Raw genomic sequence first — 13,388 nt, forward strand, 5'->3', positions numbered from 1 at the left:
ATCCCTCAATCGAGAATACATGTCCGAAGAATCCCCCCTCGATCGTTTCAAGCAGGCACTGACCGGCGCCTCTCGCGCGCTGGCGAAGGATGCGGAGGTCGAGGTCGCGTGGAGCGCCGACGTTCCGGGACAGAGCGGCAATCGCTTTCGCGTGCCCCTGCCGGGCCGCGACCTGCCGAGCGAACAGGTCACCGAGGCACGCGGGTTCGCCGATTCCTTCGCGCTCAAGCTGCGCCACCACGATGCGGGGCTCCATGCCACCGGCGCCCCGCCCGAGCCGGTCGCGCGGGCGTGCTATGACGCGATCGAGCAGGTCCGCTGGGAGGCGCTGGGGGCGAACCGTTTCGACGGGATCAAGGCCAATCTCGACGCTGCGACCGAGATGCGCACCGCCTCCGACCAGATCGTGCGGGCGCAGAATTCCTCCGAAGTGCCGATCCAGACCGCGCTCTCGCTGATGCTGCGCGAACAATTGACCGGTGAGGCGATCCCCGAAAAGGCGCGCTCGGGCGTCGATCTCGTGCGTGAATTCGTCGAGGATAAGGTGGGCAAGGATTTCTCGGCCCTGTCCGATAGCCTGTACGACCAGGAGGCCTTTCAGCGCCTCGCGCTCGACATGCTGCGCGAGCTCGACCTCACCCGCCCGACCGACCAGCCGGAAAACAACGAGGACGAGGACGGCGAGGACGACGACGGCGAAGAACAGGACCAGGAAGGCGAGGACGAGCAGCAGGACGGCTCGAACGAACCGCAGAGCGCCGAAATGGCCGGCGACATGGCCGAGGGCGAAGGCGAGGGCGAGGCCGACAGCGAACTGTCCGCCGAGGACGAGATGCAGGACGGTGAACCGGGCGAGGACGGCGATGCCTCCAGCGCCCCGGTCAAACCGAACCGCCCGCAGGACGACATCCCTGAAGGCCTGGACTACAAGGCCTTCACCGAGACATTCGACGAGATCACCGATGCGCCCGAATTGTGCGATGCGGAGGAGCTGGACCGGCTGCGCGCCTATCTCGACAGCCAGCTGACGGGTTTGCAGGGCGTCGTCACCCGGCTCGCCAACCGGCTGCAAAGACGGCTGATGGCGCAGCAGAACCGCAGCTGGGATTTCGACCAGGAGGAAGGCGTTCTGGACGCGGCGCGCCTCAGCCGAGTGATCGTCTCGCCCGGCACGGCATTGAGCTACAAGGTCGAGCGCGACATCGAGTTCAAGGATACGGTGGTCACGCTGCTGATCGACAATTCGGGCTCGATGCGCGGGCGGCCCATTTCGATCGCCGCGATCAGCGCCGACATCCTCGCGCGCACGCTGGAGCGTTGCGGGGTCAAGACCGAGATCCTCGGCTTCACCACCCGCGCATGGAAGGGCGGGCAGAGCCGCGAAGCATGGCTCGCCGACGGAAAGCCGCCCAGCCCCGGGCGCCTCAACGACCTTCGCCACATCATCTACAAGCAGGCCGACGAGCCGTGGCGACGCGCGCGTCGCAATCTCGGCCTGATGATGCGCGAAGGGCTGCTGAAGGAAAACATCGACGGCGAGGCGCTGCTGTGGGCGCATAGCCGCCTGCTGGGACGGCCCGAGGAACGGCGCATCCTGATGGTGATTTCGGACGGCGCGCCGGTCGACGATTCGACGCTCTCGGTGAATTCGGCGGGCTATCTCGAGGCGCACCTGCGCGGCGTGATCGACTGGGTGGAGAAGGTTTCGCCCGTCCAGCTCGTCGCCATCGGGATCGGCCACGATGTCACACGCTACTACCGCCGCGCGGTGACGATCATGGACGTGGAGCAGCTTGGCGGGACGATCATGGAACAGCTTGCGGAGCTGTTCGAGGACGAGAAGGGACCGAAGCGGGGGGTGCGGCGGCGGTGAGCGATGTCGATGGGCTGATGCTGGGGCTGGGTTTGATGTTGGCCGGAACCTCACTGGGCGCGGTCTTGCGCCCGGACCTACTCGTGAAGGAATCGCACCGCAATCGCGATGCTCGCCTGCGTGAACTCGATGCCGGTGCGCCGGAGGCCTTCTTCGAGGAGCGCCGCGAACTCGAAGCCTATACGCCGCGCTTTGACCTTTCTCACCGCGCGCTTCGCATTCTCGGAGCCGTCGGGCTGGCGCTCGGAATTGGCGCAGTCTTCGCAGGGTTTGCGCGGTGAAGCCAGGCCTCCTGTTCATCATCGCTTTGGCGCTAGGCCTCGCGCTGTGGACCCTCGCAACTTTCATCGACGGCGTTCGCGAGCCATGGGACGGGGGCAGTTTCTGGATCTTCTACGTGACCGCGCTCGCGCTTGCCGCGATGCTCGGGGTGTTCGCCGAGCGGCTTGCGTGGCTCGCGGGCGCCGCGGTGATCTTCGCCATGCTGCCGGTCATGCTCGTCGCCACGGGCGTCGGCTCGTTGATCGTGCTTGGCGTCATTTTGCTCGCCTTCATGGCCCTTCCGGCGATCGCGACCGCGCAGGTCGCTTTCGCGCTCGCCCACAGGAAAACGGGGAATCCCACATGAACGTAACCGAAGCCGTGACCACCCGCCGCTCGATCCGGGCCTTTCTCGACACGCCGGTGGAGTTCGAGACAATCCGCCGCGTCATGGACACCGCGCGCTGGGCCGCTTCGGGGTGCAATTACCAGCCGTGGGAAGCGACGATCCTCACCGGGCAGCCGCTCAAGGATCTGCAGGCGAAGATCACCACCACCCCTCCGCAGGAAGCCGAATACGACTGGACCGCACCCGGCAATGTCGATTGCTACAAGGAACGCCTCAACGGCGTGTCGCGCGGAATGTTCGGCGCGATGGGCATCGCGCGCGAGGACAAGGAAGGGCGCATGAAGGCTATGGCGAGGAACGCCACCAGCTTCGGAGCGCCCGCGCTGCTGCTGTGCTATTTCCCGCGTTTCATGAAGGAGGCGCAGTGGTCGGACACCGGCATGTGGCTCCAGACCGTCGCCCTGCTGCTGCGCGAGGAGGGGCTCGATAGCTGCTACCAGGAATTCATGGCGCTCTATGCCAATGTGATCCGCGATTTCCTCGGCCTTGACCACGAAAAGACCATGTTCTTCTGCGGTATGGCGATCGGCTATCGCGATCCCGAAGCCCCCGTGAACAATTTCGAGCGCGAGCGCGTGCCGCTCGAGGAACACGTGCATTTCATGGGTTGGGAAGAAGCCAAGGCGACCGCCTAGCTGCGCTCGTCCTTGGGGATATGGCGGTGCGTGTCGGGATCGCGCCAGATCATCGCGCCCATCGCCAGGAACCAGCCGAGCATCAGCGCGGCGAGCAGGCGTTCATAGGCTCCGTCCCACGCGGTCGGGACCACGAACAGGAATGGCGCGGCCACGGCCCATATCGCTCCCAGCGCATAAAGCGCGATGCCGAGCCGGCTATCGATACGGTAGAACTGGCCCGCCGTCAGCAGGACGGTGAGCGGGAACGCGCCGCCCAGCACATAGACCAGCTTGTAATGGATCACCGGGCCTTCGCCGCTGGTATAGGCCTCGTATCCCGCGATCAGTGCGACGCAGATCGCCACCACGACGAGAAGGAAAGCGCCGATCTTCCAGTCGAGCCGCTCGATCCGCCAGCGCAGCAGCCCCCATGTCGTTGCCAGCACTGCTATGACGAAGGCGTAGAGCCCGGTATCGGCGAGCTCGTCGACCGGCGTGTTCGCTCCTTCGGCGGCGGCGAGATTGCTGATCGTGTCGCTGATCATGCCGACCCGGTCCGACAGTCCGGCCCCGACGAGGTCGAGCACCACGGCGACAAGGCATCCGGCGATGACGAGCGCGCCCAGCAATTTCGCCGTGGTCCCGCTCTCGCCCTTGTCGAAGATGGTGCTACCCTCGCATTCTTGCGCCGTCCTGCCGTTTGTCGCATGGCGCGCCCCATGACCGATAATCCGCTCAGGCTGTTCAATTCCCTCAACCGGGCACAGGAGGACTTTGTTCCGGTCTATCCCGGAGAAGCGCGGGTCTATACCTGCGGCCCGACAGTCTACAATTACGCCCATATCGGCAATATGCGCGCCTATGTCTTTGCCGACGTGCTGGGGCGTGCGCTCAGCTGGAAGGGCTACAGGCTCACCCATGTCATCAACATCACCGATGTCGGCCACTTGACCGACGATGCCGACGCGGGCGAGGACAAGCTGGAGAAGGCGGCGGCCAAGTCGCAGCGCTCGATCTGGGACATCGCGGCGCATTACACCGAAGCCTTCAAGGCCGATGTGAAGGCGCTCAACATCCGCGAGCCGGCGCGCTGGTCGGTTGCGACCGATTACATCGACGAGATGATCGCCTTCGCGAAGAGCATTGCGGAAAGGCACTGCTACCAGCTGCCCGGCGGGCTCTATTTCGACGTTTCGACGGTCGAGGATTACGGGCGGCTGGCGCGCGCGGTGACCGAGGAAGGGGAAGGCCGGATCGAGACGGTCGAGGGCAAGCGCAACGCCGCCGATTTCGCGATCTGGCGCACCACGCCCGCCGGAGAGACGCGGCAGATGGAATGGGACAGCCCGTGGGGCCGGGGCGCGCCGGGCTGGCATCTCGAATGTTCGGTCATGGGCGAGAAGCTGCTCGGCTTTCCCTTCGACATCCACACCGGCGGGATCGACCACCGCGAGATTCACCACCCGAACGAGATCGCCCAGAACCAGGCTTTCTGCGGCTGCGGCGGGCTGGACGAGGCGACCCATTCGGGCGCGAAGATCTGGATGCACAACAACTTCCTCGTCGAACGCTCCGGCAAGATGTCGAAAAGGTCGGGCGAATTCCTGCGCCTGCCTTTACTCGTCGAGAAGGGCTTCCACCCGCTCGCCTACCGGATGATGTGCCTGCAGGCGCATTACCGCAGCGAGCTGGAATTCAGCTGGGAGGGGCTCGAGGCGGCGCTCACGCGGCTGAAGCGCATGGTGATGGCGGTGGAGCGGCTCGCCGATGCGCCTTCCGGGGGAGCAGCGGAACACCCGAAATTCGCTCCCGCGCTCGCCAAGTTTGATGAGGCGATCAGCGACGACCTCAATACGCCCATCGCGCTCACCGCGTTGGAAGACGCGCTGGCGGTGAAGAAGGTCGACCCGGCGATCAAGCGCGCCGTGGTGGAGCGCATGGATGCGGTCCTCGGCCTCGGCCTGTTCGCACTCACCCGAAAGGACCTGCGCCTGAAGCCCGCTTCCGCCGCAATCACCGAGGGCGGGATCGAAGCCGCCCTGGCCGAGCGCAAACAGGCTCGCGCGGCCAAGGACTTCGCGCGTTCCGATGCGATCCGCGACGAACTTGCGGCGAAGGGCGTCGAGGTGATGGACGGCGACCCGCTGGGCTGGGAATGGAAATTGGGGGAAAAAACATGACCATGCGCCCGACCACATTGGCGATCTCGGGCCTTATACGCCCGCTGCTCGAACCGCGCCTACCCGATGACGTCGATGTGCGCTGGTTCATGACGCACGAAGAAGCGCTCGACGCGGTCAAGGGCGCCGAGATTGGCTGGTTCGACATGAACGACACCGATGCCATGGTCGCCACCTTGCGCGCCGCGACCGACCTCAAATGGCTCAATTCGATCTATGCCGGGCTCGACTTCATGCCGATGGACCTGCTGATCGAGCGCGGTATTACCGTCACCAACGGGGCGGGCATCAACGCGATCACCATTGCCGAATATGTCGTCATGGGGATGCTCAACATCGCGAAGGGCTACCGGGAGGTGGTCCGCGCGCAGGACCGGCACGAATGGCTCAGCGAAAGCCCGGGCAAGCGCGAGCTGGCGGGTTCGAAGGCGCTGCTGCTCGGCTATGGGGCAATCGGCAAGCTGATCCAGCCGCGGCTCGAAGCCTTCGATGTCGAGGTCAGCGTCGTGCGGCGCTCGGCCCAAGGCGAGGGCGTACTCGGCCCCGACGAATGGCGCGGGCGCTTGAGCGAATTCGACTGGGTGATTATCGCCGTGCCCGCAACACCCGAAACCGAAGGCATGATCGGCGCGGACGAGCTTGCGGCGATGAAGAGCGAGGCGGTGCTCGTCAACATCGCGCGCGGCAGCGTGGTGGACCAGTCGGCGCTGGTCGAGGCGCTGGAGAACAAGGCGATCCATGCCGCCTTCCTCGATGTGACAACGCCCGAGCCCCTCCCGGCGGATCACACTCTCTGGACGCTCGATAACGCCCACATCACCATGCACCTGTCGGGCCGGGCGCAAGACAGGATGTTCGTGCGCTCCGCCGATCGCTTTCTCGAAAACCTCGCCAATTACCGTGCGGGGAAGCGGCTTTCCCCGATCTTCGACCCGGCCCGCGGCTATTGACGCGCCTCTTTGGCGCGTTCCTGCAATTCCCGCGCGCCCTTGCGTGGCATAATGCGCCGGTCATAAGGTGGCGCTATCGGTGCGCCGCTGGAAGGCCGGCGCATCCGGCATTAGGGGGGGAATTGCGAAATGAGCGAGAGCAAGAAGGCTTCGGACCTGTTCATCGAGTGTCTCGAGGCGGAAGGCGTCGAATACATCTTCGGCGTGCCGGGGGAGGAGAATCTCGATTTCCTCGAAAGCCTCTCGGATTCCGAACAGATCAAGCTGATCCTCACCCGCCATGAACAGGGCGCGGGCTTCATGGCGGCGACCTATGGCCGGCACACCGGCAAGACAGGCGTATGCATCGCGACGCTCGGCCCGGGCGCGACCAATTTCGTGACTGCCGCGGCCTATGCGCAGCTCGGCGGAATGCCGATCATGATGATCACCGGGCAGAAGCCGATCAAGAAATCGAAGCAGGGCCGTTTCCAGATCCTCGACGTGGTCGACATGATGGGGCCGATCACGAAATTCACCCACCAGCTCGCCAGCGGCGACAACATCCCCAGCCGCGTGCGCGAGGCGATCCGGCTGGCCGAGGAGGAAAAGCCCGGCGCGGTCCATCTCGAATTCCCCGAGGATATCGCCGAGGAGAAGACCACCAGCCGCCCCATCGCGCCCTCGCTCGCGCGGCGTCCCTCGGCCGAGCCCAAGGCGGTGCGCCAAGCGGTGAGCGCGATCGAACAGGCCAAGTCGCCGATCCTCGTCATCGGTGCGGGCGCGAACCGCAAGATGACCGGGCGCATGCTCCACCAGTTCATCGAGAAGACCGGCATCCCCTTCGTCACGACGCAGATGGGCAAGGGCGTGATCGACGAACGCCACCCGCTGTTCCTCGGCTGCGCGGCGCTATCGGCGGGGGATTTCTGCCACCGGGCGATCGAGGATGCGGACTGCATCGTCAATGTCGGCCACGACGTGATCGAAAAGCCGCCCTTCTTCATGCACAATGACGAGGAAGGTGCCGTCGGGTCGGACAGCCCGCCCAAGGTGATCCACGTCTCCTATCGGACGGCAGAGGTGGACCCTGTCTATTTCCCGCAGGTCGAGGTGATCGGCGACATTGCGAACGCGATCTGGCAGATCAAGGAAGACATCGTGCCGCAGGGCAAGTGGGACTTTGCCCGCATGCTCGAATACCGCAAGGCCGAGCTTGCCCATACCGAACCGCTTGCGGACGACGCGCGCTTTCCCATTTTCCCGCCGCATCTGGTGAAGCAGGTGCGCGGCGCGATGCCCGAGGACGGGATCATCTGCCTCGACAATGGGGTCTACAAGATCTGGTTCGCGCGCGGCTACACCGCCTACCTCCCCAACACCGTCCTGCTCGACAACGCGCTCGCCACGATGGGCGCAGGGCTGCCATCCGCGATGATGAGCGCGATGCTCTATCCCGAACGCAAGGTCATGGCGATCTGCGGCGACGGCGGCTTCATGATGAATTCGCAGGAGATGGAAACCGCCGTCCGATTGGGCCTCAATCTCACCGTGCTGATCCTGCGCGACGATGCCTATGGCATGATCCGCTGGAAACAGGCGAACATGGGTTTCAAGGATTTCGGCCTGACCTATGACAATCCCGATTTCGTCGCCTATGCCGAAAGCTACGGCGCAAAGGGCCACCGGGTGACCTCGAGCGAACATCTCGCCGATGTCCTCGCCGAGACGCGCGACACGCCTGGCGTCCATCTGATCGACTGCCCGGTCGATTACAGCGAGAACGACCAGATCCTGAACCATGATATCAAGCGGCTGAGCGCGGAGCTGTAGAACCCCCTCGACAGGAGAGACACATGCCCGAGCTCAAGGACACCTACCCGCTCTATCTCAACAACAGGGCCGCGCAGCCGAACACGGACCTCGAGGTCACCGACAAGTTCACCGGCGAGGTCGCCTTCCGCACCGCGCTCGCGACGCCCGACGTGATCGAGGAAGGCATCGCCGGGGCCGTGCGCTCGGCAGAACCGATGGCGAAGCTTGCGAGTTACGAACGCCAGGACGTGCTGATGCATTGCGTCCAGCGGTTCCGCGAACGCTTCGACGAGCTTGCCTATGCCCTGTGCGTCGAGGCGGGCAAGCCGATCAATGATGCCGAAGGCGAGGTCACGCGCCTCATCGACACCTTCCGCATCGCAGCGGAAGAGACGGTTCGGAATTACGGCGAGGTCCAGCCGCTCGACATCTCGGCGCGGGCCAAGGGATACATGGGAATGTGGAAGCGCGTGCCCATCGGACCGTGCAGCTTCATCTCGCCGTTCAATTTCCCCCTCAACCTCGCCGCGCACAAGATCGCGCCCGCCATCGCGATCGGCTGCCCCTTCGTGATGAAACCCGCCTCGAAGACGCCCTTGGGCGCGCTCATCATGGGCGAGGTTCTGGCCGAATGCGACATACTGCCCGAAGGCGCCTTCAGCATCCTGCCCGCCAGCCGCGACGGGGCGGACCTGTTCACCGAGGACGAGCGATTGAAGCTCCTCTCATTCACCGGCTCTCCGGGCGTGGGCTGGGACCTGAAGGCGAAGGCGGGCAAGAAAAAGGTCGTGCTCGAACTCGGCGGCAATGCCGCGGTGGTGATCGACAAGGACGCCGACCTGGAAGACGCGCTGGACCGTGTGATCTTCGGCGCCTTCTACCAGTCGGGCCAGTCCTGCATCGGGGTCCAGCGCATCCTGATCCATTCCGAGGTCTACGACCGATTCAAGGCCATGCTCGTCGAAAAGACCAAGACGCTGAAAGCGGGCGATCCCAAGGACCGGGAAACCTTCATCGGCCCGATGATCTCGGACAAGGAGGCAAGCCGGCTAAAGGGCTGGATCGACGAGGCGGTGGACGGGGGCGCGAGCCTGCTCGTCGGCGGCAGCTTGTCGAACGGCAATATGCTCGAGGCGACCCTGCTCGAAAACGTGCCCGACGACTGCGCGGCCCGGAACGAGGAAGCCTTCGGCCCGCTCGCGATCCTGCGGCCCTTCGACAGTTTCGACGAGGCGCTGGAACAGGTGAACGATTCGAAGTTCGGCCTGCAGGCGGGCCTCTTCACCCGCGACCTGTTCCAGGTGCTCGATGCATGGGACCGGCTCGACGTCGGCGGCGTGGTGGTGAACGACGTGCCGAGCTACCGGGTCGACAACATGCCCTATGGCGGGGTTAAGGACTCCGGGCTGGGGCGCGAAGGCATCCGTTTCGCCATGGAGGACATGAGCGAGATCCGGAACCTCGTCGTCAGGAGAACTTCCTGATTGGCACGGGCCCATCCGGGCCCGTGTCCTCGGTGCTGTTCCCTCCGCTACGCTGCGGGGCACCTGCGGGCGCGCGGTCGCGCTTGCCGACCGCGCAGAGCGGCCGGTACTCGCGCGCCGTGCCCTCAACCCTCCTCCAGCAGCAGTAGCACCGCCGTGACCACCAGCCGCTCGTCAGCGCCGAACCGGTGGTCGACCTCGCGCACGGTCGCATCGGCCACCAGCTGCCCCGGGATACGGAATTCGTGTTCCGGCAGCTCGTCGATGAACTCCTCGCCCGCTGCGACTGCGTCGGCGCCTTCGAAATCGAGCCGCACCTCGTGGCGCGTGCCCGAAAAGGTGATCGAGGCCCAGGCGGTTTCCTCGTGGGTGAGCAGGCTCGCCTTGCCCTGCGCCAGCGTCATAAGCGCATCGCGCACCCGGTCGCCGGTCGATCGGCGCGTGCGCGGGCGTGGCGTCCGGGGGTGGGGCGGGCCGCCTGCCGATTTCGTTTCAAGGTTCGCGGGAAGGGTCGGCGGCTCGATCAGCATGATGCGAATTCCTTCTTCTCGGAGGCTGCGGTCCCAGCGGAAGGGCAGGCCTTGGCACAAGCCTCGGCCCTCGCCTCGTAGCCCTTCATCCAGGCCCGGGTGCGCGCCTCGGTGGAGGGGCGGGGCAGGCGGCCCATGCGCAGGTCGAGCACGAAGCGCGGATCGTGCGCGGCGAGGCGGCCGAACTTGGTGGCGGGCATGTCGTGTCGGCGAAGGAAGGTCTCGATGGTCCTGATCAGCATGGTTTGTCCCCTCATCTGGCTGCGTCCTGATGGCGGCACCGCGCGGCGAATCGCTCGGCGTTCCCTATTCGTTCCATCGAAAATCCTACTTGTCTAGGAAAAATCCTATGTGTAGGATGCGTCCATGGCAAAGTCCGACACCGACATTCCCGCAGGTGCCCGCAGGCGGTTGCTCGCACTCGCACAGGAGCGTGGGGCAAGCCTTGCCGGACTGTCGGAATTGCTGGGGCGAAACCCGAGCTACCTCCAGCAGTTCATCCGCAAGGGCTCGCCGCGCAAGCTCGAGGAGGGCGACCGGCGCACGCTGGCGCGATTCTTCGGCGTCGACGAGGGTGAACTCGCCGAAGCTAGGGAAAAATCCTATGGTGCGACTCCTCCGCTCGGCGCAGGCTGGGTCGAGGTGCCGCGGCTCGACATCGGCGCGTCGGCCGGGCCGGGCGCGCTGCCGGCGGGCGAGGGCGCCTTCGATGCCTTCCGCTTCTCGCGCCGCTGGCTGGCCGAGCACGGCCTCGAAGGCGCGCGCCTGTCCGCGATCACGGTCGAGGGCGATTCGATGGAGCCGCTCCTCAACGACGGCGACGAGATCCTCGTCGACTGCACCGAGCGCCCCTTTCGCGACGGCATCCACGTGGTGCGCCTCGGCGAAAGCCTGATGGTGAAGCGCGTCGCGAGTGCGGGAGGAGGGCGGCTCTCGCTGCTCTCGCAGAACCTCGCCTATCCGCCGGTCAGCGTCGACGTTGCCGATGTCGATATCATCGGCCGGGTCGTGTGGAAGGGCGGTCGGATCTGAATTCGAAACGGTTGCCTGCGCAATTCGAACGGGCATAGTCGTCGAATGCTTCAGTTAGCGCTTGTGCTCCTTTTGATGATAATTGCAGGTCTTGTCCTGCAAGGTCTGATCCTGCTCATTGGCGGTGCAGTGCGAAGTGTTCTGCGACGGGCTGCTCCCCTTCTGCTCGCCTCGGCGTCCGCTCTGGCAGTCGGCGTCTCGATGCCTCTCGCGCCCTTGCTTGCGACGGGTCCGGAGACGGGCATTTTGCTATCACTTTCCATCGCGCTCGTGGTTTTCGTGGCGGTATACCTTGCCCTTCGCCGGCTCCTGAGAAGGGATTTGCGCGAGCCGCCGGCGACACAACGACCATTGTCTCCGGCACCGGTCATCTCTGGTGGATCGGTATCGAGGCAACATCTCCCGTACGAGCCTCTTCCGGACCGACGAAAGTTCTGGAAGCGGGAGCCCGTTCCACAAGAAGAGCGTTTCAAGCATACGGTCGCTTATCTCCGGATGGCCGTGGAAGATCAGCGGGCCAGCCTCGATTTTTCCGAGCAAGCCATCGTCGATCTGTGGCGTCGCGGCTCTCCTTCCCTGGAGGCGGCCAATGCCGCTGCCGCTAGTTCGATTGCCGTCTGGCTCAACGAATGCGAACGCACCCTGCCGGAGACCAGCAGAATGAGCAGGGCGCAGCATCTGCTCCAATGCGAGCGTCTAGTAGACAATCTCCTCAGGATTGCCGTGACGTCGCAGGCTCGGCTTCGTAAGGGCGAAAATTCGATGAGCGAGATATTGGCCGCTCGATCAGACCGGCTCGGAGAATTGTGAGCATGCGCAGCTTGGCCGCAGATATGCGACTCCAATCCTCGTCGACATCGCCGTTTTGCCCGGACTTGCAATCGCGCAGGCGCGGCGGCACATCTCCCCTCATGACCGACGCTCCCACCACGCCCCCGATGAAGGCCGCGATCCTTCCCGTCACGCCGCTGCAGCAGAACTGCTCGCTGATCTGGTGCACCGCCACGGGCAAGGCCGCGCTGGTCGATCCGGGCGGCGATCTCGACAAGCTCAAGGCCGGGGTCGCCAAGGCCGGCGTCGAGCTTGAAAAGATCCTCATCACCCACGGCCATCTCGACCATTGCGGGCAGGCCGGGACGCTGGCCCAGGAAATGGGCTTGCCGATCGAAGGCCCGCACGAGGACGACCGGTTCTGGATTTCCCGCCTCGACGACGACGGCGCGCGCTTCGGGATGCAGGCGGCGAGCTTCGAGCCGGACCGATGGCTGCAGCACGGCGACACCGTTACCGTCGGCGACCTCACGCTCGACGTGATCCACTGCCCTGGCCACACGCCGGGCCACGTCGTTTTCCACCACGCGCCCAGCCGCTTCGCGATCGTGGGCGACGTATTGTTCAAGGGCTCGATCGGGCGCACCGATTTCCCGCGTGGAAATCATCAGGACCTGATTGATTCGATCACCGAGCGGCTCTGGCCGCTCGGCGAGGACGTGACCTTCATCCCCGGTCACGGGCCGACCAGCACTTTCGGGATGGAGCGCAAGACCAACGCCTTCGTGAGCGATTACGCGTTGTCGTGAGGGTTCGCCCATCCGGGCGAACTCCTCGGTGCTGTTCCTCCGCCCGGGCGGGCCCGGGCTCCGGGCACCTGCGGGCGCGCAGTCACGCTTGCGGTGGCTGTGCCGCCGAGCGTCGCGGGCCGGTCTAGAGCACGCCGGCCGCCACCAGCGCCGCCACCACCGCCAGCCCCAGCAGCGTCAGCATCGTGATGAGCGTGCCGACCATGCGCCCGACCTGCTTCGACCCGCCGTCCATGCCAAAACCGTGCGCGATGCGGCCGATAATGTAGAGCGCTGCGACATATTGCAGCCACCAGCTCCCCGCGCCCGCCAGCTCGATCCCCGCGACCAGGACCAGCACGAAGGGCGTGTTCTCGACGAAGTTCGCCTGCGCCCGCATCCGCCTCTGCAGCGGCTCGCTCCCGCCGTCGCCGACGCTGATCCCGGTCGCCTGCCGGACTGTCCCGATGCGGACCATCAGCCAGATGTTGAGAATGGCGGCGGCCGCGCAGGCCGCAAGCGTCACGGGTAGAATGGTCATCGATGGATTCCCTGCCTGTTGCCCGCCTGCTGCTAGGCGGCGCGCGCAAGGCTTGCAACGCTTCGATTTTTCGCTATAGCGCCCGCCTTCCCGCCAATTCAGCGAGGACCCGTGCACGCTCACGCTTGTGCGCGTGCCCGCCTTGCCGTAAGGGCGGC

General features: G+C 65.2%; 15 protein-coding genes. 11 read left to right on the forward strand and 4 right to left on the reverse strand.

The genetic code is table 11. The features are described from left to right. Window positions 1-19 precede the first annotated feature (19 nt). The 4 genes from cobT to RIB52_RS06845 are packed head-to-tail and all read left to right on the forward strand — an operon-like array spanning window position 20 to window position 3,178. Window positions 20-1,873 carry a cobaltochelatase subunit CobT gene (cobT, locus tag RIB52_RS06830; protein ID WP_350174261.1) on the forward strand — a complete coding sequence of 618 codons (1,854 nt, stop codon included), beginning with the start codon at window positions 20-22 and terminating at the stop codon, window positions 1,871-1,873. After that, the gene (locus RIB52_RS06835) at window positions 1,870-2,154 is read left to right on the forward strand and encodes a hypothetical protein (protein ID WP_350174263.1); all 285 of its coding nucleotides are present in this window, start codon (window positions 1,870-1,872) and stop codon (window positions 2,152-2,154) included. The genes cobT and RIB52_RS06835 overlap by 4 nt, the downstream gene beginning before the upstream one ends. Beyond that, window positions 2,151-2,501: a hypothetical protein gene (locus tag RIB52_RS06840; protein WP_350174265.1), complete on the forward strand. Its 351-nt coding sequence runs from the start codon at window positions 2,151-2,153 to the stop codon at window positions 2,499-2,501. The genes RIB52_RS06835 and RIB52_RS06840 overlap by 4 nt, the downstream gene beginning before the upstream one ends. After that, the gene (locus RIB52_RS06845) at window positions 2,498-3,178 is read left to right on the forward strand and encodes a nitroreductase (protein ID WP_350174267.1); all 681 of its coding nucleotides are present in this window, start codon (window positions 2,498-2,500) and stop codon (window positions 3,176-3,178) included. Before RIB52_RS06840 ends, RIB52_RS06845 begins: the two co-directional genes overlap by 4 nt. Here the strand turns inward: RIB52_RS06845 and RIB52_RS06850 are convergent. Next, entirely contained in the window at window positions 3,175-3,789 is a 615-nt protein-coding gene (locus RIB52_RS06850) for a DUF998 domain-containing protein (RefSeq protein ID WP_350174269.1), read from the reverse strand. The genes RIB52_RS06845 and RIB52_RS06850 overlap by 4 nt on opposite strands. A gap of 90 nt (window positions 3,790-3,879) precedes the next feature. Between RIB52_RS06850 and cysS the strand changes: the two genes are divergently transcribed. From cysS to RIB52_RS06870, 4 genes are all read left to right on the forward strand, one after another. Then, window positions 3,880-5,340 carry a cysteine--tRNA ligase gene (gene cysS / locus RIB52_RS06855; protein WP_350174271.1) on the forward strand — a complete coding sequence of 487 codons (1,461 nt, stop codon included), beginning with the start codon at window positions 3,880-3,882 and terminating at the stop codon, window positions 5,338-5,340. 2 nt (window positions 5,341-5,342) lie between these two features. After that, a complete protein-coding gene (locus RIB52_RS06860; RefSeq protein ID WP_502879495.1) occupies window positions 5,343-6,290 on the forward strand; it encodes a D-2-hydroxyacid dehydrogenase in 948 nt (315 codons plus the stop codon). A gap of 129 nt (window positions 6,291-6,419) precedes the next feature. Then, window positions 6,420-8,102 (forward strand): acetolactate synthase large subunit, encoded by a 1,683-nt coding sequence (locus RIB52_RS06865; RefSeq protein ID WP_350174275.1) that lies wholly within the window; start codon window positions 6,420-6,422, stop codon window positions 8,100-8,102. Window positions 8,103-8,125: 23 nt separating this feature from the next. After that, window positions 8,126-9,568, forward strand: coding sequence for an aldehyde dehydrogenase family protein (locus RIB52_RS06870; RefSeq protein WP_350174277.1), 1,443 nt, complete (start codon window positions 8,126-8,128; stop codon window positions 9,566-9,568). A 125-nt stretch (window positions 9,569-9,693) separates the two neighbouring features. On the opposite strand, the gene RIB52_RS06875 is transcribed toward RIB52_RS06870, so the two are convergent. Then, window positions 9,694-10,098: a VHS/ENTH/ANTH domain-containing protein gene (locus RIB52_RS06875; RefSeq protein ID WP_350174279.1), complete on the reverse strand. Its 405-nt coding sequence runs from the start codon at window positions 10,096-10,098 to the stop codon at window positions 9,694-9,696. After that, the gene (locus RIB52_RS06880) at window positions 10,092-10,340 is read right to left on the reverse strand and encodes a hypothetical protein (protein ID WP_350174281.1); all 249 of its coding nucleotides are present in this window, start codon (window positions 10,338-10,340) and stop codon (window positions 10,092-10,094) included. Before RIB52_RS06880 ends, RIB52_RS06875 begins: the two co-directional genes overlap by 7 nt. Before the next feature lie 124 nt (window positions 10,341-10,464). Between RIB52_RS06880 and RIB52_RS06885 the strand changes: the two genes are divergently transcribed. The 3 genes from RIB52_RS06885 to RIB52_RS06895 all read left to right on the forward strand — a co-directional run bounded on the left by RIB52_RS06885 (window position 10,465) and on the right by RIB52_RS06895 (window position 12,710). Beyond that, window positions 10,465-11,130 (forward strand): S24 family peptidase, encoded by a 666-nt coding sequence (locus RIB52_RS06885; protein ID WP_350174283.1) that lies wholly within the window; start codon window positions 10,465-10,467, stop codon window positions 11,128-11,130. A gap of 45 nt (window positions 11,131-11,175) precedes the next feature. Next, a complete protein-coding gene (locus tag RIB52_RS06890) occupies window positions 11,176-11,940 on the forward strand; it encodes a hypothetical protein (protein ID WP_350174285.1) in 765 nt (254 codons plus the stop codon). 128 nt (window positions 11,941-12,068) lie between these two features. After that, a complete protein-coding gene (locus RIB52_RS06895) occupies window positions 12,069-12,710 on the forward strand; it encodes an MBL fold metallo-hydrolase (RefSeq protein ID WP_502879496.1) in 642 nt (213 codons plus the stop codon). 124 nt (window positions 12,711-12,834) lie between these two features. Here the strand turns inward: RIB52_RS06895 and RIB52_RS06900 are convergent, their stop codons facing one another. After that, window positions 12,835-13,230 (reverse strand): MAPEG family protein, encoded by a 396-nt coding sequence (locus tag RIB52_RS06900; RefSeq protein ID WP_350174289.1) that lies wholly within the window; start codon window positions 13,228-13,230, stop codon window positions 12,835-12,837. Between the last annotated feature and the right edge of the window lie 158 nt (window positions 13,231-13,388).

It is taken from the genome of Erythrobacter sp., assembly GCF_040217515.1.
Taxonomy (GTDB): domain Bacteria; phylum Pseudomonadota; class Alphaproteobacteria; order Sphingomonadales; family Sphingomonadaceae; genus Erythrobacter.